Raw genomic sequence first — 17,561 nt, forward strand, 5'->3', positions numbered from 1 at the left:
CTGCCCGCGCTCACTCCAGCCCGAGCGCGCCTCGCAGCTCGGTCCGGCCGCGGACACCGAGCTTGCCGTACGCCTGGTTCAGGTGGTTCTCGACCGTCCGCTCGGACAGGTGCAGCCGGGCGGCGATGTTGCGGCTCAGCTCGCCCCGGACGGCGGCGAGGATGATCTCGTGCTCCGGTCCGGTGAGCCGGGTGACCGGGCCGCGCCGGCGCAGCGCCGGGGTGCTGACCGGCTCGCCGACCAGCGCGAGTTGGGCGTCGGCGAAGACGTGCACCCGGGCGGCCGCCGTCGGTTGTCCGTCGGCCAGCCGCACCGCCGCGGCGACCGTCGCCGCCTCGGCGGCGTGCAGCGGCATGCCGTACCGGGCGAACCGGCCGGCCACGTCGGCCAGCGCGGCGGCGTCGGCGGTCCGGGCCGCCACCGCGTACGCCTCGATGGTGCGCCCCAGTGACCAGCGCGGATCGGGCGGGTGGCCGGCGAGCAGTTCCGCCGCCCGGCCGGGAGCGCCGAGCCGGATCAGGTCCAGCGCGCCCACCGCGCCGGCGGCGACGGCGCCCCGTCGGCCGTGCCCGGCGACGGCCTCGACCAGGGCGATGAGGCCGGCGCCGCCGTCGTTGTCGGCGGTCCCCCGCCAGGCGTGCGCGCGGGCGACCTCGATGTCGAAGAGCCGGACCGGGTCGGCGCCGGCCGAGAACTGTCGCAGGTCGGCGGCGAGCGCGGCCAGCTCGGGTGGCTCGGCCTCGGCGCCGACCTGCGCGGCGGCCTGGATCTGGACCGCGGTCGCCCACCGGCAGACCGGTCGCAGGCCGAGTTCGCCGGCCACCAGCCGGGCCTGACGCGCCCACCGCAGGGCGGCGCCCGGCCGGCCGGCGAAGAGTTCGATCTGCGCCAGCGCGAGGGCGTGCAGGGCCTGGTTGACCGGGTTGGGCGGGTGCTGGTTGGCCTCGTACCCGTGTTCGGCGATCGACCGGGCGCCGGCCGGGTCCGGCCGGTAGCAGCGCAGCATGGCCACGGTCGGGGCGAGCGAGCCGGCCTGCAACGGGCTGGCGGTGGGGTGCCGGCGGGCCAGCGGCACGGTCTTCGCGATCAGCTCCTCGGCTTCGGCCAGCCGCCCGGCGAGCAGCATCGCGTAGCCGGCGGCGCCGCTGGCGGCGAGCCGGGTGGCAACCCGGTCGGCGCCGCGGAACACCGCCAGCGCCGCTTCGATAATTGTGCAATCGACCTGGTACGACCGCAGCAGCAGGTCGATGCCGGCGAATGGTCTGATCCTGGCGGTCCGGGCACCTGCCGGCGGAGTCGCCGCGTCGAGAACGGCGCGGGCGGCGCGCACGTCGTCACACCCGTACCCGAGAATTTCGGCGTGCTGGGTCGCCACCTCGATCCGGCCGTCCGGTCCGGCGTCCCGCGCGGCCCCGGCCAGCTCGACGCAGAGCGCGATGGCCTGGTCGACCCGGCCGAGTTGCACGAGCGCCCGGACCGCGGTCAGTCCTGCGTGGACTCCACCGCCGGCCCGGTAGGCGTGCTCGGCGAGCCGGTGCGCCAGCGCGTACTCGCGGGTCAGTGCGGCCTGGTGGGCGGCGGCGAGCATCAGCCGGTGGTTCGTGGTTCCACCGGCGGCCAGCCGCCAGCGGGCGATCCGCAGCAGGTCCACCCCGCCCGGCAGCACACCCGCCCGCACGGCGTCGGCTTCCATCGCGTCGGCCAGGCGGCGGAGGTGCCGGAGCCGGTCAAGCGCCGGGGTGTCGGCGCGCAGGAGATCACCGTAGCGCGGGTGGCTGAGCGTGACGGTCTGCCGCGGCGCCGCGTCGACGGTGATCAGGCCCCGAGGTAGCAGCCGGTCCAACAGCCGGTCACCGGTGAGGGCGGTGGCCACCGGAAGCGGCACCGGCTCACCGGCGGCGAGCAGCGCCAGCGCCTCCCGGTCGGCGGGGTCTCCGGCCGCGAGCCGGGCGCGCAGCAGCGCGTTCAGCCCGGCGAGGGCCGGCGTCGGGCCGGCGAGCCGCCAGTGCCCGCCGGCCCGGTCGAGCACCCCGGTCTCGCGCGCCGAGGTGACAAGTTCCCGCAGGAAGAGCGGGTTGCCGGCGGCCAGCTCCCGCAGCCGACGCAGCGTCTGCCCCTGCACCGGTCCGGCGAGCAGGGCGGTGAGGAGTGTTTCGGCAGCCTGGTCGGTGAGCGCCGGCAGGTCGATCCGGACGACTCCGGCGTCCGTCCATCCGGCGGGCGGGACGGCCTGGCTCGGCCGGTCGGACCGCACCGTGGCCAGCAGGGTGACGGCGTTCTCGACCACCGCCTGGTGCACCACGGCCACCGAGACGGGGTCGAGGTGATGGGCGTCGTCGACGAGGAGGACGACCGGCCCCTGGTCGGCGAGCCGGTGCAGACCGAGTAGGCCCAGTTGCAGCGGTGGAAGGTCGGCGGCCGGGCCGGCGGCGGGTGGCAGCAGGTCGGCCAGTGCGCCGAGCGTCATCCCGGACGTCCCGGCCGAGCAGCGCAGCGGCAGCACCCGACGGTCGCGTACCCGGGTCAGCGCCTCGTGGGCGAGTCGGGTCTTGCCGGCGCCGGCCGGACCGACGATCACCAGACCCGGGGCGGCCGGTCCGCGCAGCGCCCCGACGGCGGTGACGAGTTCCCGGTCGCGGCCGACCAACGGCGACTCGCCCACCGACCGGCTCATGGCTCGCAGATTAGTGGCTCAGCAGTGGCGGCTGACCCGGTCGTCCGGTTCGGATTCGGCCACCGGTCGGCGCCGTACCCGCTCCGGTTGCCGCACCGCTGGGTTCAGGCCCGTGGGCCGGCCCGCTCGGCCGCGTACTCTCGGGCGTAGCTGGCCACCCCCGCCGCCGCCTCCCCGGCGAACGAAACGTGCCCGACCGGTACCCGGCCGCCGACCGCCTCGGCCACCTGAGCTGCTTCCCGCAGCGTGAAGCCACCACACAGCTCGATCAGCCGCACGCCGTCGTCGGCGAGGGCCGATGCCACCGCCGGGGCCGCCGCTGGTTCCGGCACCGGGACCAGAATGGTGTGCTGGCCACCGCGTTCCAGGACAACCCGGTCCGCGTCGGGATCGGAGCCTGGGTGTTCGTAGATGTACGCCCACTTCATCGGCTGAACGTAGAACCTCAAGCGAGGTTCAGGTCAATCGGCGGTGGGCGGTGGCTCGGTCCAGGCGAGGAACCGGTGCCAGACCTCGGCCGGGGTGAGCATCTCGTACGGGGTTAGGGCATACCGGTCGCGCAGTGCCTCGTACATCTGGTTGGTGAGGTGGATCCGGAGGGCGGCCCGGTCAGCGCCGAACTCCCGGCGCAGGTCGAGCTTTGCCTGGCCGCAGGGCCAGGGCTGGGCGCAGCGCCGGCAGATCCACAATGGCCGTTGCGGCTGGTGCGGGTACGCCCGCCCGCGGTTGTCCGGGCGGGTGGTCCAGACGCGCCGGCGCTGGTTGCGCAGCCCGGGCGGCGAGAACGACCGTGGTGCCCCGGTGCCGCTGTCCGGGCATCGCCACCGGAGCCCGCAGGAGCAATATCGCCACAGCCGGCGCCAGTGCCGCCGGTGGGTCGGCTTCATCGGGACCGGGCTCACTTTTTTCCGGAACACTGCACACCCACCATTCCGCGCCGATACATACGAACGCCGTACGAGATATGCATGATGAATGCACTCTCGTGATTTCCGAATCCAACTCCCCGTCCACCCTGGACTATCACCGGCATTCGATGAAAGATGAATCGGTCGGGCGTATTCCCGACGCTTCATGGAGTCGATCCCCGGCGGGTTCTCGCCAACCAGATGGGTGATCCGCAGAGCATCAGGAGAACGCGAATGGCCATGTCACCGTCGGAGTTCCTGGTCTGGGAGCTGCGTCGCCGCCGCGAGTTGGAAGGGCTGACCCAGGAGGAGTGGGGCGAGCGCGTCCACTACTCGGGAGCGCACGTCAGCGCCGTCGAGCGGGGCACCCGGCCCGCGCTGCCGGACTATCTGGAGGCCGTCGACAAGGAGTTCGGCACCTCGCTGGCCACCTACCTCCGCGAGGTGGTGGAGAACGAGATCTCCCCCGTCTGGCTCCGCGAATGGAACCTCCTCCAGGACGAAGCCCTCGCCCTGCGCTGGTACGACCCGGCGTTCGTACCAGGCCCACTGCAGACCGAGGCGTACGCCCGAGCGACGCTTCGGGTGAGCGGCCTGTTCACGAACGAGGAAGTGGAGCAGCGGGTAGCCAACCGCATGGCGCGACAAGCCGCCATCCTCGGTACGAATGGCGCCAGTGGCGAGCAGCACCTGATGGCCATCCTGGACGAGATGGTCCTTCGCCGGACGGTGGCCAGGGATCGAGGGCTGATGGCCGAACAGGTCGCCCACCTGGTCGCCTGCGCCCAGCTTCCGAATGTGTCCATCCTGGTCGTACCGGCAGACACCGGCATCTACTGCGGGTTGCAGGGCGGCTTCATCATCGCGCGACTGCCCGAGCACTCGACCGCCGCATATGTCGACCACCAGGTCAGCGCGCAGGTGGTCAATCGCGACGCCGAGCTTGCTACGCTGCAGACAACATGGGACCTGATCGCGGCGGAGGCGCTCTCCAAGCGTCAGTCTCTTGACCTGCTCAAGGAGGCGGCGGAGACATGGAAGTGACCGGCGCTAACTGGCGGACCTCGACCCGCTCCGGCACGAACGGCGGGGCCTGTGTCGAGGTCGCCGACAACCTCCCCGGCCGGGTGTACGTCCGCGACAGCAAGGACCGCAACGGCGGCCAACTCGCCTTCACCCCCACGAACTGGCAAGCCTTCATCAACACCCTCACCAACCACGGGTCGTAGCCCACACCAGCGCGGACCAGCCATGATCATGGCGCACTCAGCCGTCAAACAGCGGCCGTAATCGACGGCCAAGTGCGCCTCGGTCATGGCCAACCGGGTCCGAGGTGGGCGCGGGTGGGTGCCCACCGCGCAGGTCCGCCGATCGCGGCCGACTCCGGGTTCTGACGATCTGAGCGCCAGTGCTGTTATCGGGGACGTTTGACAGCAGTGGCGCTCAGATCATCGACCGTCGCCGGCGCGGCGGGTGCGGTGGCAGGCGAGGGATGCGCTGGGCCGGCGGTCTGGTTGACTTCATTGAAACGATTCGATACGTTGCGGCGACAACGCTGGAAAGGCTTTTCCGGGCTCCGGCGCGCCGTCCCGCGCCCGGCCGTCCCAGCCTCCGAGCCCAGGTCAGGGAGGACCGATGTCGCTCGCCACCACCACCCAACCACGCACCGCACGCCGAGCCCGTTGGCGCGGCTGGCGGGCCGGCCTCGTCGTCGCGACCGGCGCCGCCCTCGTCGCCAGCGTCGGTGCCGTCGTCGCGACGACCCCGGCGCAGGCCGCCGTCATCGACACCAACGCCTACTACGTGTTCGTCAGCCGGCACAGCGGCAAGGCGCTCGACCTCTACAACTTCTCCACAAGCGACGGTGCGCCGATCGTGCAGTGGTCCCGCAACGACGGCAACCAGCAGCAGTGGCAGTTCGTCAGCGCGGGCAGCGGCTACTACAAGATCCGCTCCCGGCACAGCGGCAAGTTCCTGGAGATGCCGAACGCCAACGACGGCACCCAGTTGATCCAGAACCCCGACAACGGCTCCACCCGGCAGCACTTCGGGGTCGCCGACTCCGACGGCGGCCACGTCCGCTTCATCAACCGGCACAGCGGCAAGGCGCTCGACATCTGGGAGTGGTCCACCGCGGACGGCGGCATCGTCGCCCAGTACCAGGACCTCGGCGGCTGGAACCAGCAGTGGCAGATGGTGCCCATCAGCTCGGGCAACCCGCCGCCGACGACCGGTTGTGGTAGTGGTGCGTTCAATGCCGAGGTGACGGTGTCGGGGGGTACCTGGACGGCGCGTAATGGTGGCTCGACGGTGCATACCGGGTCCAGCATGTTGAACGCGATGCAGGCGGCGGTGAACAGTTTGTCGGCTGGTCGGTCGTCGAAGCAGCGGGTGGTGGTGCGGGGGTCGGGGTCGATGTCGGCGGGTTCGCGGTTGTCGTTGCCGTCGTACACGACTCTTGCGGTGTGCGGGACGATCAACGTGACCGGTTCGGGGTCGGGTGACTACGCCCCGGTGTACTCGCGGGGGGCCACGGATGTGGAGGTGCAGAACCTGACCCTGACGGGGTCGCCGTTGTACGGGATCTTCGCCCGCAACGTGAACAATTTGACGTTGGGGCAGATCGACATGCGGCTGTCGAGCGGGTTGGGGGTGCGGATCGACAACCACGGTGGGGACCGGGCGGTGAAGGTCCGCAACGTGCGCATCGACAACGTGTACGTCTCGGGTACGGGTGCGCACGGGGTGGAGACCTACGGTGTCGACGGCCTGACGATCGGGACGGTGACGGCCCGGAACACCGGCTATTCGGGGTTGCTGCTCAACGACACGATCAACGCGACGGTCGGCACGGTGGACGCGCAGAACGCCGGCGCGGGGACGGGGTACGCGGCGTTTCGGATGGCCAACCGTAACGGCCGGGTCGGCAGCGGCTACCCGACGAACATCCGGGTGGGTAACGTGATCGCCTCCGGTGGTGGTCGGGGGATCTTCTGCGTGTCGGAGTCCGGCGGCGCGGTCATCGACCGGGTGACGATTACGAACACGGGCAACAACGCGATCCTGATCGAGAACTGCTACAACGTGACCATCGCCGGGATCTCCGGCACGGTCACCGGTGGTGGTGAGGTCCGCATCGCCTCCCGTACCGAGTTCCCGATCTCCTCGGGCATCCGTTTCCAGAACCTGACCGTGACCAACACCAACATCCGCCAGAACCCCTGCGGCGGCGCGAACAACACGATCAGCAACGTCAACCGGGTCAACTCCACCCTCTACTGGTGCTGACCTTGAACAGGTCGAGCTGACCGCCCCGGGGCCGTCGCCGGCGTCAGAGCCGACGACGGCCCCGGGATTCGGCTAGGCGTCCGCCTCCACCGACGAGATCTCCCGGTGCACCACGTCCAGCAGGTGCCGCTTGAGCGCGTTGAACTCCGGTGACGTCACATCGCGTGGATGATCGAGGCCCACCCGGGTCACTTCGGCGATGTGGCCCGGTACGCCGTGGTTCGGCCCGCCGCTCATCACCACCACCCGGTCGGCCAGCAGTACCGCCTCTTCCACGCTGTGCGTGACGAACAGCACCGTCGATCGCACCTGCTGCCAGATCTCCCGCAACCGGTGTTGGAGCTTCTCCCTGGTCAGCGAGTCGAGTGCGCCGAACGGCTCGTCCATCAGCAGGACCGCCGGATCGTTTGCCAGCACCCGGGCGATCGCCACCCGCTGCTGCATGCCGCCGGAGAGCTGGTGCGGATAGCGGTCCGCGAACTTCTCCAGCTGCACCAGGGCGAGATACCGCTCAGTCAGCCGGGCGAGCTCCGCGCGGGACGCGCCACGTTGCCGTGGACCGTACGCGACGTTGCTGGCGACGGTGAGCCACGGGAAGAGACCGTAGTCCTGGAACACCACCCCCCGGTCGGGGCCGGGCGCGCGGACCGGCTTGCCCCGCACCGTCAGCGATCCGGCGGTGGTCGGCTCGAAGCCGGCGACCAGCCTCAGCAGGGTGCTCTTCCCACACCCGCTGGCACCGACGATGCAGACGAACTCCCCCTCACCGATCTCCAGGTCGACATCGCGCAGCGCCTCCACCCGCGCGCCGCGGGAGCAGGGATACGTCTTGCCGAGGCCTCGGCAGGAGACGGCGGTGGCGACCGTCGTGGGTGTCGCGACGGTGTGACTCATGGCGTTCCTCCTCGCTGCGACGGGCGGTCCACGTGGTCACGACCCGATCAGTGGGCGGTTGCGAAGGGCCAGCCGCCACAGTGCGGACATTCCCTTGTCGGACAGGAATCCGGCCAGCCCGATGACGAGCATCCCGGCGATGATCAGATCGGTCCGGCTGACCTGCCAGGCCTGGGTGATCAGCGAGCCGAGCCCGGTCTGCACGCCGACCGTCTCGCCCACCACGACGATCACCCAGGCGAACCCGAGACCGATCCGCATGCCGGCGAACACGCTCGGCAGGGCGGCGGGCAGCACCACCCGCCACAGCAACCGGTGCCGGCGGGTGCCGAGCATCGCCGCCGCCTCCAGCAGCCGGGTCGGCACTCCCCGTACCCCGGCGATGGTGTTCAGCAGGACGGGGAAGAAGGAGGCGATCACGATCAGTACGATCGCCGACTTGGAGCCGATGCCGACGATCACCACCATCAGGGGCGCCCACGCGGTCACCGGGATCGGTCGGAACAGGTTGATCGTCGGGTCGAGCATCGAGGAGAGCCGCGGCGAGCGCCCCATCACCACGCCCAGCGGCACGGCGATCAGGCAGGCGATGCCGAAGCCGGTGAAGACCCGCCGACCGCTCTCCCACAGGTGCACCCACAGTGGCGCGTCGAAGGCGAGCCGGCCACCGAGCAGCTCGATGAGTTGGGTGCCGACCTCGCCCGGTCCCGGCAGGTTCGCCACCCACGACCGTGCCACCGCCAGTTGCCAGAGGGCGAGCAGCAGCACGGGTACGGGTATCGCGAGGACGACGGTCCGCCAGTTCTTCATCCGGATGCCTCCGATCCGTCCTCAGGCCGCTTTCGCGCTGAACGTCTGGTCGATGAACCGGGCATAGTCCGGTTCCTTCCTGATCTGCTCCAGCCGCAACTGTTCGGCGCCCAGCACCCTGGCCTGCTCCAGGTAGGCGTCGTCGAGCCGCCACCGCAGTTCGATGTTGTCCACCGCCATCGCCAGCGACTTCTCGCTGAAGCCGTACTTGTCGGTGACGGCGTCGATCCAGGCCGCGGTGTCGTCCCGCATGCTGTCGGTGGCCTTGGCGTGCACGTCGACCATCGCCTGCACCAGCGCCGGATCGGCGTCGATGGTGTCCCGGTTGGTGACCAGAACAATATTGATCTTGCCCATTCTGGTGTCGTACGGCCGGGTTACCAGCACCGCCTCTCCACCCACCAGGGCGTCCGACGGGCCGGTTTCGGCGCCGGAGAAGGCATCTATGTCGCCGCGCGCCAGAGCCGGCGCCATGTCGGCGAACTGGACGTTCACCAGTTGGACGTCCGTCGTCGGATCGAGCCCGTTGCCCTGCAGGGTGAGTCGCAGCAGGATGTCCTGGGCGGAGCCGGGCACGTACCCGATCTTCTTGCCCCGCAGGTCGGACACCGAGGCGATGCCCCGGTCCCGGCCGGCGACGATTGCCGATCCGCCATCGGCGGCGGCGGCCACCACCACGATCGGCTCGTCGTTCGATGCCCCCTGCAGTGCGGCGGTGATCCCGGTTACGCCGAACGCCAGGTCACCGCTGACCACCGCGTTCTTGATCTCCGTCGAGTTCGCGAACGGGACGATCTCCAAGCGCACGTTCGATGGGCGGAAGCCCTCGTAGAACAGCGGGTGGGAGAGGTGGGGCTGCCGCAACACCCCCACCTTCACGCTCCGCTGCTCGCCGTCGAGGCTCACCCGCTGCGCCGGGTCGACCTCGGCGCCGGCGCCACCCGCGGTCGCCGCGCAGCCCGCCATGGACCCGACGCAGAACACGGCTATCAGCAACCGGCGCCACGGAACGGCTCCGCCCCGAGCGGCCACCGGTGGTTGTGCAAACTCCATGTCGGCCCCTCTCAGAGGCGTTAAATCCATGCGTCCTATAGGACGGGCGCTTTGTTTCTACGACGTGTCTGGACCGTAAAAGACGTCTTGAACCGGTCTTCCTAGATCATCTTCGCTGCAGACCGGCGCCGACGGTCGGGAACGTGGCGGCTAAGCTATAGGACAGTCACACGACTCTGAGGAAGACATGACCACGTCACTGGAACCGTCCGGGATCGCGGCCCTGACCCCACTGCCGCGTCGAGCCAACGCCGGCCACACCGGTGACCGGGTCCGCGATGTGCTGGAGGAGGCAATCCTCGCCGGCGTTCTGGTGCCCGGCACGCACCTCAACGCCCAGGCGCTCGCCAAGCAACTCGGGGTCAGCCACATCCCGGTCCGGGAGGCCCTGCGGTCCCTCCTGGCCGCCGGCTGGATAGAGACCCGGCCGCACCTCGGTGGGTTCGTCAGGATGCGGACCGAGCAGGAACTGGCCGACCTGTTCGAGATGCGCCTGCACCTGGAGACCCAGGCCGCCGTGCTGGCGGCCGAGCGGCGCACCGCCGAGCAGCTCGACCAGTTGTCCGGACTGCTGAACCAGCAACGGGCTACCGACGACCCGTTCGCACTCGCCCAGCTCAACGCGACTTTCCACGTCGCGATCGCCGAATGCGCGCAGAACCAGCTGCTCACCGACTTCATTCGGACGCTGAGCATGCGGGTCCGGTTCTACTTCTCCACCGTGGCGCCCCGCCGCAGGGGTGAGTCACTGCGGGAACACACCGCACTGGTGGAAGCCGTGCGACGTCGGGACGGCAGCGAGGCGGAACGCATCGCCCGTAGCCACGTCAGCAGCACCAGACAGGACGTCCTCGACGCGCTCCGGGGGTCCGAAACACGATCAGCAACGTGAACCGGGTCAACTCCACCCGCTACTGGTGCTGACCCGACCGCCGCCGCTGCATCGCCAGCAGCGAGGGTGGCCGGTGCTTGCCGGCAACGCGCAGACTGGACCCATGACCGTGCCGGATCCGCACCACGCCGTGCTCGTGCCGTATCAGGACATGTCGCCCGGTTACCCGGTCGAGGTCGTGCCGCGGAAGTCCGTCGGGCTCGCGGTCGGCCTGGAGCTGATCCTCGGCCTGTTCGGCATCTTCGGCGTCGGGAGCATCTACGCCGGGCGGGTCGGCCTCGGCCTCACCCTGATGATCTCCTTCTGGATGCTGTTCTGGGTGAACTTCGCGTTGATCTTCCTACTCATCGGCCTGCTCACGATGCCGCTGACCTGGTTCGCGTACCTCGTCGTCGGTGCGCTGCTCGCGGTCCGCGGTGCGGAGCGCCACAACACGGCGGGTGCCATCATCCACTGAGGCCCGTCGCTCCTCGCGCAGATTCGACCACTCGGCGCAAGACCCCCTGCACGAGACGGCGCCGGACGGTATGGTCCGGGCCCATGGGACAGGAGACCACTAATCACTCCGGCATCCGCCAGGACGAGGAAAAATACTCCATTCGCAGCACGTTGCGGGTCCCAGCGGGCGCGGATCGGGCGTTCACCGTCTTCACCGAACGGCTCGCCGACTGGTGGGTCAAGGAATACACCTGGGCCGGCCCGGAGGCGCTCGCGGACATCGGCATCGAGCCGCGGCAGGGCGGAATGGCCTACGAGCTCGGCCCGCACGGTTTCCGGGCCGACTGGGGACGGGTGCTGGTCTGGCAACCCGGTCGCCGGCTGCTCTTCACCTGGCAGATCGGCCCGGACCGCGCCCCGGTTCCGGACCCGGCCCGGGCCAGCGAGGTCGAGGTGCGCTTCTCGCCGGCGGCCGACCAGCAAACCCTGGTCGAGGTGGAGCACCGGGGCTTCGACCGGCACGGCGAGGCGGCCGAGGGCTACCGGCACGCACTCACCGCCGGCTGGCACGAGCTGCTCTCCCGGTACGCCCACGCGGTCGACGAGCACCGCGCCGGCTGACCCGGCGAACCGCGCAGGCTGACGCGGCGAACCGCGCCGACGGGCAGCGGTCACCTCGGCAGCGCCCCCCGCGACTCGCCGGCCAGGCCCGTGCCGCCGAGGTCGGCGCGCCGACCGGCATCGGCGCCCGACCGGCGTCCGCCACCGGCCAGCCGGCGGCTCGGCGCGCTGCGCGACATGGGATAGACCTCGGCGAGCCGGCGCTTCACCCGGTCCGACCGGTCGGCCAGGACCAGGGCCATCGAACTTTCCCCGGTCGGGGCGGCCCCGGCGGCGGCCCGCTCCGCGGCTCGGAGCCGCTGCGCGACCACCCCGGTGAACCCGACCAGCCAGGACCGGCGGAACGCCGCCGCATGCTGCCCCGGCGGCACCTCGGCCGCCGCGAGGCCGTGCGCGGCCTGCACGAGCAGTGAGGTGTAGAGCAGCTCGGCCCGCTCCAGGTCGCTGGCGAAGCCGAACAGGTGCATCGCGTAGCCGGCGCGCTCGCGCCGCCGCACCGACCGGCACCGCAGCGCGCCGGCCACCCCGGCGAGCAGCCCCGCCTTGTCCAGCGCGTACGGCGGGATCACCTCGATCACCAGGTCACCGACCGGGTCGCTGGTCGGATCGGCGGCGGCCAGCAGCGCGCGGTCGACGCCGTACCGGGCGATCAGCTCGGTCGCCTTGGCGGTGAAGGCCGCCGCCTCGGCCGGCGTACAGGCCGGATCCTCGGCCTTCGCGAGCAGCTTGCGCACCTTGCTCAGGATCGCGTCAGACACCCGAACAGATCTAGCACGTGGGTGTGACCACCGCCCGCGACGACGCGATGGTCAGGCGGCCCGGCGGCGTAGCGTCGCGACCGCGGAACCGGCCAGGGTGAGCAGGCAGTCGGGAAGCTGGCCATCCGCCAGCGCCGCGCCGAAGAGCGCCTCCCCGGTGTCGACGTCCGAGTTCGCGTACGCGCTGACGAAGCGGGCCACCCACCGCGCGTCGTACCCCGCCTCGTCGATCCCCGGGAAGTCCAGGGTCCAGGTCCCGCGCGGCACCCCGGCACCGACCATCGCCGCCGCCAGGCACCAGGCGACCTCGTACGCGCCGGCCACCCCGGACCGGTCGACGACGGCGTCGAACGCGCCGACCACGGCGTCGCTGTCGCCGGCGAGCGCGGATCGGAGTACCGCGGCCGCGTCGTCGTACGTCTCCGGGGGAACGTCGGTCACGTGCCGAAGGGTATGCCGCCCGGTCAAGGAGCGTCCTTCCGAACCGCCGTCAGGCCAGGTAGCGGCGCAGTATATTACCTATCGGTAGCGCAACCTCCTCTGCCCTCGGTCCCGCTAACGGCCCTGAGCGCGCTAATGTGCGCAGCGGACCTTCGGGGAGGAAGGACGACCTCATGCTCGTATCAAGCGGCTCGCGCAGCGCTGCTCTGGCCGCCTGTGCCGCGCTCCTGCTCGCCACCGCCGCCTGTGGCGAAGACGCCGGCGAGGACCCCGTGACCACCCAGGTCCGGCTCTACGGCACCGACGGCAACATGCAGAACTCGTTCGTCAACGAGTTCTCGGAGCGATCCGGCCTGCTCGACGGCATGAAGGGGACCACGCCGCTCACCCCGCTGTCCGAGGAGTTCAAGGAGCGGTTGCGGTCGGTCAACCCGCGGCTCTCCGACTACCTGTACGCCGCCGAGACCTACGACGCGGTCGCGATCAGCGCCCTCGCCGCCCAGCTCGCCGGCTCGACCGCCCCCGCCGACATCGCCAAGCAGATCAACGGCGTCACCAACACCGGCCAGCGCTGCGACACCATCGAACAGTGCCTGGAGATCGCCCGCGACGGCGGCGACATCGAGTACCGCGGCATCTCGATCACCCGGGGCGGCTTCACCGAGGCCGGCGAACCCTCCACCGCCAGCTACGCGACCCTGCACTTCGGCCAGGACGAGCAGCTCGACAACGGTAAGACCGAGTTCCTCGGCGCCGGGGACGAGTCCGCCGCCAGCACCGCGGCGCCACCCCGGGCCAAGCGGGAGAGCAACGCCGTCAACCGGGAGAGCGGCGCCCCGCTGAAGCTCGGCGAGCTGCTGCCCCGCACCGGCGACCTGGCCCTGGCGTACCCGCCGATGGCGGCCGGCGCCGAACTGGCCCTCCGCGAGATCAACGAGGCGGGTGGGGTGCTCGGCGAGCCGGTCGAGTGGGTGAAGGGCGACGACGGCACCAGCCCGACGGTCGCCAAGGCGACGGTGGCCAAGCACATCCAGGACGAGGTCCACGTGATCATAGGCGCCGGCGCCTCCGGGGTCTCCCGGGCCGTGCTGCCGGACGTGGTCGCCGCCGGCCTGATCCTCTTCTCCCCGTCGAACACCGACGCCGGACTGAGCACCATCGACGACGGCGGGCTCTACTTCCGTACCGCGCCGTCGGACCTGTTGCAGGGTCGGGCGCTGGCCGACGTGATGCTCCGCGACGGCGCCGACAAGATCGTGCTGGTGGCCCGGAAGGACTCCTACGGCGAGGGCCTGCAGGAACACGTCCGGGCCGAGCTGGAACGTGCCGGGCACGGCGCCGACCGGGTCAAGCTGCTCACCTACGAGCCGCCGGCCGACGCCGACGCGCCACCGGTGGACTTCTCGGCCGGGGCCGCCGAGATCAAGGAGTACGACGCCGACGGCGTACTCATCATCGGCTTCGCCGAGTCCGCGCAGGTCATCGAGGCCATCGTGGCGGCCGGGGTGGAGCTGCGGCACTGACCCACCGGGCACCGCGACTGGCACGTTTCCGGGATCCGACCGCCCGGCCAGCCGTCGTACGGTTCATCCAACAGCAGCCGACGACGGAAGGTCAGGAAAGATGAGCGAGTACGGCGACCCGGAGCTGACCGGCGAGGTGGACGCGACCGGTCCGGAGCAGGGCTTCGGCCCGAGCGACGACCCGGGTCACGAGGAGCAGGCACCCGAGCCGCACTCCATCGCCACCTACCACCTGGACGGCTCGACCGAGGTGGTGACCGACCTCGACGGCGACGGCTTCGCCGACGTGCTGCAGCACGACGCCGACAGCGACGGCACCGCCGAGACCACCTACCTCGACGGTGACGGCGACGGCCGGCTGGACACGGTGCTGCGGGACTACGACGACGACGGCACCGTCGACCGGGCGCTCGCCGACACCAACGCGGACGGCCGGCTGGACACCGCCTCGGCCGACCGGGACGGCGACGGCGTGGTGGACGAGGTGGTCTCCGACACCGACCACGACGGCCAGGCCGACACCGTGGTGCGGGACACCAACTTCGACGGCCGCCCCGACTACCTGGCCCGGGACCTCGACGGCGACGGGGTCGCCGATCAGGTCGTTCAGGACACCGACCACGACGGCCGGCCCGACCAGGTGAACTACCCGGACCCGGACGCCAACCCGTACGCCTCGATCTGAAACCGGTCTCGCCTGGCGGGGGTGTAGGGCCCTAGCGTATGCGGGTATTGCGTGCGGGCAAGCGTCGATCACGCGGGACCGCGTGACAGCCACAGGGAAGGGCGTCAGATGACCGAGTCGAACGAGACAGCCGAGTCGCAGGAGATCGTGGAGACCCGCGGCGACGACCGGGTCGACCTGCTGCGGGCCGACACCAACAACGACGGCAAGACCGATGTCTGGGTGGTCGACACCGACGGCGACGGCAAGGCCGACCTGTTCCAGTTCGACACCGACGGCGACGGCCAGGTGGACATCACGATGGTCGACATGGACGAGGACGGCACCCCCGACGAGGTCGTGGACGGCGATGGCGGGCACCCCCCGACCACCACCACGCCGACCGCGGTCATCCCCCCGTCCTGACCCGCCGGCCGGGCCACCACGCCGCGCCGCCGACCAGCGCGGTGACCGCCGGCACCAGCAGGATCGACACGACGAACGCGACGAGCACGATACCGAGCGTCACCGCGAATCCGATCTCGACGAAGAACGGCACCCCGGAGATCAGCAACGACGCGAACGTGCCGGCCAGGATGACCGCCGCGGCGGCCACCGACGGGCCGGCGTGCTCGACCGCGAGGGCGGCCGCCTCCCGGGGCGGGCGGCCGTCCTGGATCTCCTCCCGCAGCCGGGCGGTGATCAGGATGTTGTAGTCGGTCCCGATCGCCGTGACGAACAGGTACAGGATGATCGGGATGATGAACGACAGCCCCGGCCGGCCGAGCCCTTCCTGGAAGAGCAGGGCGGTCGCGCCGAGCGTCGCGGTGAACCCGAGCACCACCATCGCCACCAGGTAGAGCGGCGCCAGCACCGCCCGCAGCAGGCCGGCGAGGATCAGCACGAAGAGCAATCCGGCGACCGGGAAGATGACCGAGAAGTCCCGGCCGGTGGCGTCCCGCACGTCGGCGTACGCCATGCTCTGCCCGCCGACCAGGACGCTGGTGCCGGCCGGCGCGGCGAGCCGCGCGGTGTCCCGCAGCGGCCCGGAGACCAGGTCCAGCGCTTCCGGCGCGAACGGCGCACCGGTCAGGATCAGTGGCACGTTCGCGACCCGGCCGTCGGCGGAGACCTGCGGCTGCGTCGGTGTGGCCACCCCGTCGACGGCCGCCAGCGCCTGGGTGAAGCCGCCGATCTCGGTCTCGGTGAGCGGGCGGTCGGCCCGCAGGTAGACGTTCGTCGGTTGCAGCGCGCCGGCCGGGAAACCGCGCTGCAGGTCCTCGAAGGCGCGGGTCGCCTCGGTGTCCGGCGGCAGCTGGCCGATCGGGTCGTAGTCGGACTCGAACGTCAACGCTCCGGCCGAGAGCGCGCCGAGCAGCGCGACCGTGCCGGCGATCACGATGACCGGGCGCCGGGCGACGAACCGGCCGACCGCGCCGAACCGGCTGCGGCCCGGCGACCGGTCCGCCCGGCGGGACGGCCAGAACACCCGTCGGCCGAGCAGCGCGACGATCGCCGGGACCAGGGTCAACGCCGCGAGCAGCATCACCGCCACCCCGATCGCCAGGCCGGGTCCGAGGGTGGCGAAGAAGCCGAGACTGGCCAGCACCAGGGCACCGAAGGCGGCGATCACCGCGAAGGCGGCCGAGAAGATGGCCTCGCCCACCCGGCCCACGGCGGCCGTGATGGCCCGGTCCGACGGGTCCCCGGCGCGCAGCCGCTCCCGGTACCGGAACAGCAGGAACAGGATGTAGTCGGTGCCGATCCCGAACAGCACCACGGTCAGCAGGATCGGTAGTTCCTGACCGATCTCGAAGTCGAGCAGCGTGGCGATGGTCGCGATGAGCGCGGTGGAGACGGTGAGTACCAGGCCGACCGCGAGCAGCGGCATCAGCGCCGCCAACGGACTCCGGAAGATCAACAACAGGAGTACGACGATGAGCGTGACGGTGGCCAGGGTGACGGTGCGCTCCGCGTCGGCGAACGACTGCTGGTTGTCGAGCACGATCGCCGCCTCGCCGGTGACGCCGGCCCGCAGGCCGGTGCCGGCCAGCGCGTCGTCGGCGCGGGTCCGCAGGTCGGCCACCGCGTCCTGCACCTCCGGCTGTTCGGGTGCGCCGGTGAACTGGGCGGCCAGCAGCGCCACCTGACGGTTGCCGGCGACCTGCCCGGTGGGGTCGAAGAGCACCCCCGCCACGGCCGGCGGCCGGTCGGCGGTCAACCGCTGGGCGAGTTGGCCGATCTGGCCGAGGTCGGCGTCGGTCAGCGCCGCCCCGTCGGCGCGGTCCACCACGATCACGGCGGTCGCGCCGTCGGCGGCCGGGAACGCCGACTCGGCCAGCTCAGCGGCGCGGGCCGACTCCTTGTCGGCCGGCAGGAACGCCGACTGGTCGGAGTTGGTGACCGAGGCCAGGCCCGGCGCGGTCACGATGATCGCCGCCGCCGCCACCAGCCAGCCGAGGATCACCAGCCAGGGCCGGCGGACCACCAGCCGCGCGACTGCTCCGAACACGTCGTCCTCCCCACGGAGACCGGGCCGACCAGTGGCACCTTCGGACGCCGACCATCCGGCGTCACGCGACACGACATGTCATCTG

Annotated in this window: 18 protein-coding genes; 9 read left to right on the forward strand and 9 right to left on the reverse strand. The window is 71.2% G+C overall.

All coding sequences use genetic code 11. The features are described from left to right. Positions 1-10: 10 nt before the first annotated feature. The 3 genes from O7627_RS34820 to O7627_RS34830 all read right to left on the reverse strand — a co-directional run bounded on the left by O7627_RS34820 (position 11) and on the right by O7627_RS34830 (position 3,561). Positions 11-2,674, reverse strand: a complete 2,664-nt coding sequence (locus O7627_RS34820; RefSeq protein ID WP_278097679.1) for a LuxR family transcriptional regulator — start codon at positions 2,672-2,674, stop codon at positions 11-13. Between the two features lie 104 nt (positions 2,675-2,778). Then, positions 2,779-3,102 (reverse strand): DUF6506 family protein, encoded by a 324-nt coding sequence (locus O7627_RS34825; RefSeq protein ID WP_278097680.1) that lies wholly within the window; start codon positions 3,100-3,102, stop codon positions 2,779-2,781. Between the two features lie 33 nt (positions 3,103-3,135). Further along, entirely contained in the window at positions 3,136-3,561 is a 426-nt protein-coding gene (locus O7627_RS34830; protein ID WP_278097681.1) for a hypothetical protein, read from the reverse strand. A 255-nt stretch (positions 3,562-3,816) separates the two neighbouring features. Between O7627_RS34830 and O7627_RS34835 the strand changes: the two genes are divergently transcribed. From O7627_RS34835 to O7627_RS34845, 3 genes are all read left to right on the forward strand, one after another. After that, positions 3,817-4,626, forward strand: coding sequence for a helix-turn-helix transcriptional regulator (locus tag O7627_RS34835; protein ID WP_278097682.1), 810 nt, complete (start codon positions 3,817-3,819; stop codon positions 4,624-4,626). Further along, positions 4,623-4,811, forward strand: coding sequence for a DUF397 domain-containing protein (locus O7627_RS34840; RefSeq protein ID WP_278098547.1), 189 nt, complete (start codon positions 4,623-4,625; stop codon positions 4,809-4,811). The genes O7627_RS34835 and O7627_RS34840 overlap by 4 nt, the downstream gene beginning before the upstream one ends. 406 nt (positions 4,812-5,217) lie before the next feature. After that, a complete protein-coding gene (locus tag O7627_RS34845; protein ID WP_278097683.1) occupies positions 5,218-6,870 on the forward strand; it encodes an RICIN domain-containing protein in 1,653 nt (550 codons plus the stop codon). A gap of 72 nt (positions 6,871-6,942) precedes the next feature. Here O7627_RS34845 and O7627_RS34850 read toward each other — a convergent pair whose 3' ends face one another. Genes O7627_RS34850 through O7627_RS34860 form a run of 3 tightly spaced genes read right to left on the reverse strand, consistent with a single transcriptional unit; the run spans position 6,943 to position 9,627 of the window. Next, positions 6,943-7,764 (reverse strand): ABC transporter ATP-binding protein, encoded by an 822-nt coding sequence (locus O7627_RS34850; RefSeq protein WP_278097684.1) that lies wholly within the window; start codon positions 7,762-7,764, stop codon positions 6,943-6,945. A 36-nt stretch (positions 7,765-7,800) separates the two neighbouring features. Then, complete coding sequence (locus O7627_RS34855) at positions 7,801-8,574, reverse strand: ABC transporter permease (protein WP_278097685.1); 774 nt, start codon at positions 8,572-8,574, stop codon at positions 7,801-7,803. A 21-nt stretch (positions 8,575-8,595) separates the two neighbouring features. Further along, the gene (locus tag O7627_RS34860) at positions 8,596-9,627 is read right to left on the reverse strand and encodes an NrtA/SsuA/CpmA family ABC transporter substrate-binding protein (protein WP_278097686.1); all 1,032 of its coding nucleotides are present in this window, start codon (positions 9,625-9,627) and stop codon (positions 8,596-8,598) included. Positions 9,628-9,814: 187 nt separating this feature from the next. Between O7627_RS34860 and O7627_RS34865 the strand changes: the two genes are divergently transcribed. From O7627_RS34865 to O7627_RS34875, 3 genes are all read left to right on the forward strand, one after another. Continuing rightward, positions 9,815-10,519 carry a GntR family transcriptional regulator gene (locus O7627_RS34865; RefSeq protein WP_278097687.1) on the forward strand — a complete coding sequence of 235 codons (705 nt, stop codon included), beginning with the start codon at positions 9,815-9,817 and terminating at the stop codon, positions 10,517-10,519. Positions 10,520-10,622: 103 nt separating this feature from the next. Continuing rightward, complete coding sequence (locus O7627_RS34870; protein ID WP_278097688.1) at positions 10,623-10,976, forward strand: hypothetical protein; 354 nt, start codon at positions 10,623-10,625, stop codon at positions 10,974-10,976. 83 nt (positions 10,977-11,059) lie between these two features. Beyond that, positions 11,060-11,578 carry an SRPBCC family protein gene (locus O7627_RS34875; protein ID WP_278097689.1) on the forward strand — a complete coding sequence of 173 codons (519 nt, stop codon included), beginning with the start codon at positions 11,060-11,062 and terminating at the stop codon, positions 11,576-11,578. Between the two features lie 50 nt (positions 11,579-11,628). Here the strand turns inward: O7627_RS34875 and O7627_RS34880 are convergent, their stop codons facing one another. Further along, positions 11,629-12,336, reverse strand: a complete 708-nt coding sequence (locus O7627_RS34880) for a DUF2786 domain-containing protein (RefSeq protein ID WP_278097690.1) — start codon at positions 12,334-12,336, stop codon at positions 11,629-11,631. Between the two features lie 51 nt (positions 12,337-12,387). Continuing rightward, the gene (locus O7627_RS34885; RefSeq protein ID WP_278097691.1) at positions 12,388-12,777 is read right to left on the reverse strand and encodes a hypothetical protein; all 390 of its coding nucleotides are present in this window, start codon (positions 12,775-12,777) and stop codon (positions 12,388-12,390) included. A 173-nt stretch (positions 12,778-12,950) separates the two neighbouring features. Here O7627_RS34885 and O7627_RS34890 point away from each other — a divergent pair, with 173 nt between their 5' ends. The 3 genes from O7627_RS34890 to O7627_RS34900 all read left to right on the forward strand — a co-directional run bounded on the left by O7627_RS34890 (position 12,951) and on the right by O7627_RS34900 (position 15,390). Then, positions 12,951-14,300 (forward strand): ABC transporter substrate-binding protein, encoded by a 1,350-nt coding sequence (locus O7627_RS34890; RefSeq protein ID WP_278097692.1) that lies wholly within the window; start codon positions 12,951-12,953, stop codon positions 14,298-14,300. A gap of 100 nt (positions 14,301-14,400) precedes the next feature. After that, positions 14,401-14,985 carry a hypothetical protein gene (locus O7627_RS34895; protein ID WP_278097693.1) on the forward strand — a complete coding sequence of 195 codons (585 nt, stop codon included), beginning with the start codon at positions 14,401-14,403 and terminating at the stop codon, positions 14,983-14,985. Between the two features lie 108 nt (positions 14,986-15,093). After that, positions 15,094-15,390: a hypothetical protein gene (locus O7627_RS34900; protein WP_278097694.1), complete on the forward strand. Its 297-nt coding sequence runs from the start codon at positions 15,094-15,096 to the stop codon at positions 15,388-15,390. On the opposite strand, the gene O7627_RS34905 is transcribed toward O7627_RS34900, so the two are convergent. Next, entirely contained in the window at positions 15,374-17,476 is a 2,103-nt protein-coding gene (locus tag O7627_RS34905; RefSeq protein WP_278097695.1) for an MMPL family transporter, read from the reverse strand. The two genes, O7627_RS34900 and O7627_RS34905, sit on opposite strands and share 17 nt — an antisense overlap. Between the last annotated feature and the right edge of the window lie 85 nt (positions 17,477-17,561).

This window comes from Solwaraspora sp. WMMD1047 (assembly GCF_029626155.1).
Lineage (GTDB): Bacteria > Actinomycetota > Actinomycetes > Mycobacteriales > Micromonosporaceae > WMMD1047.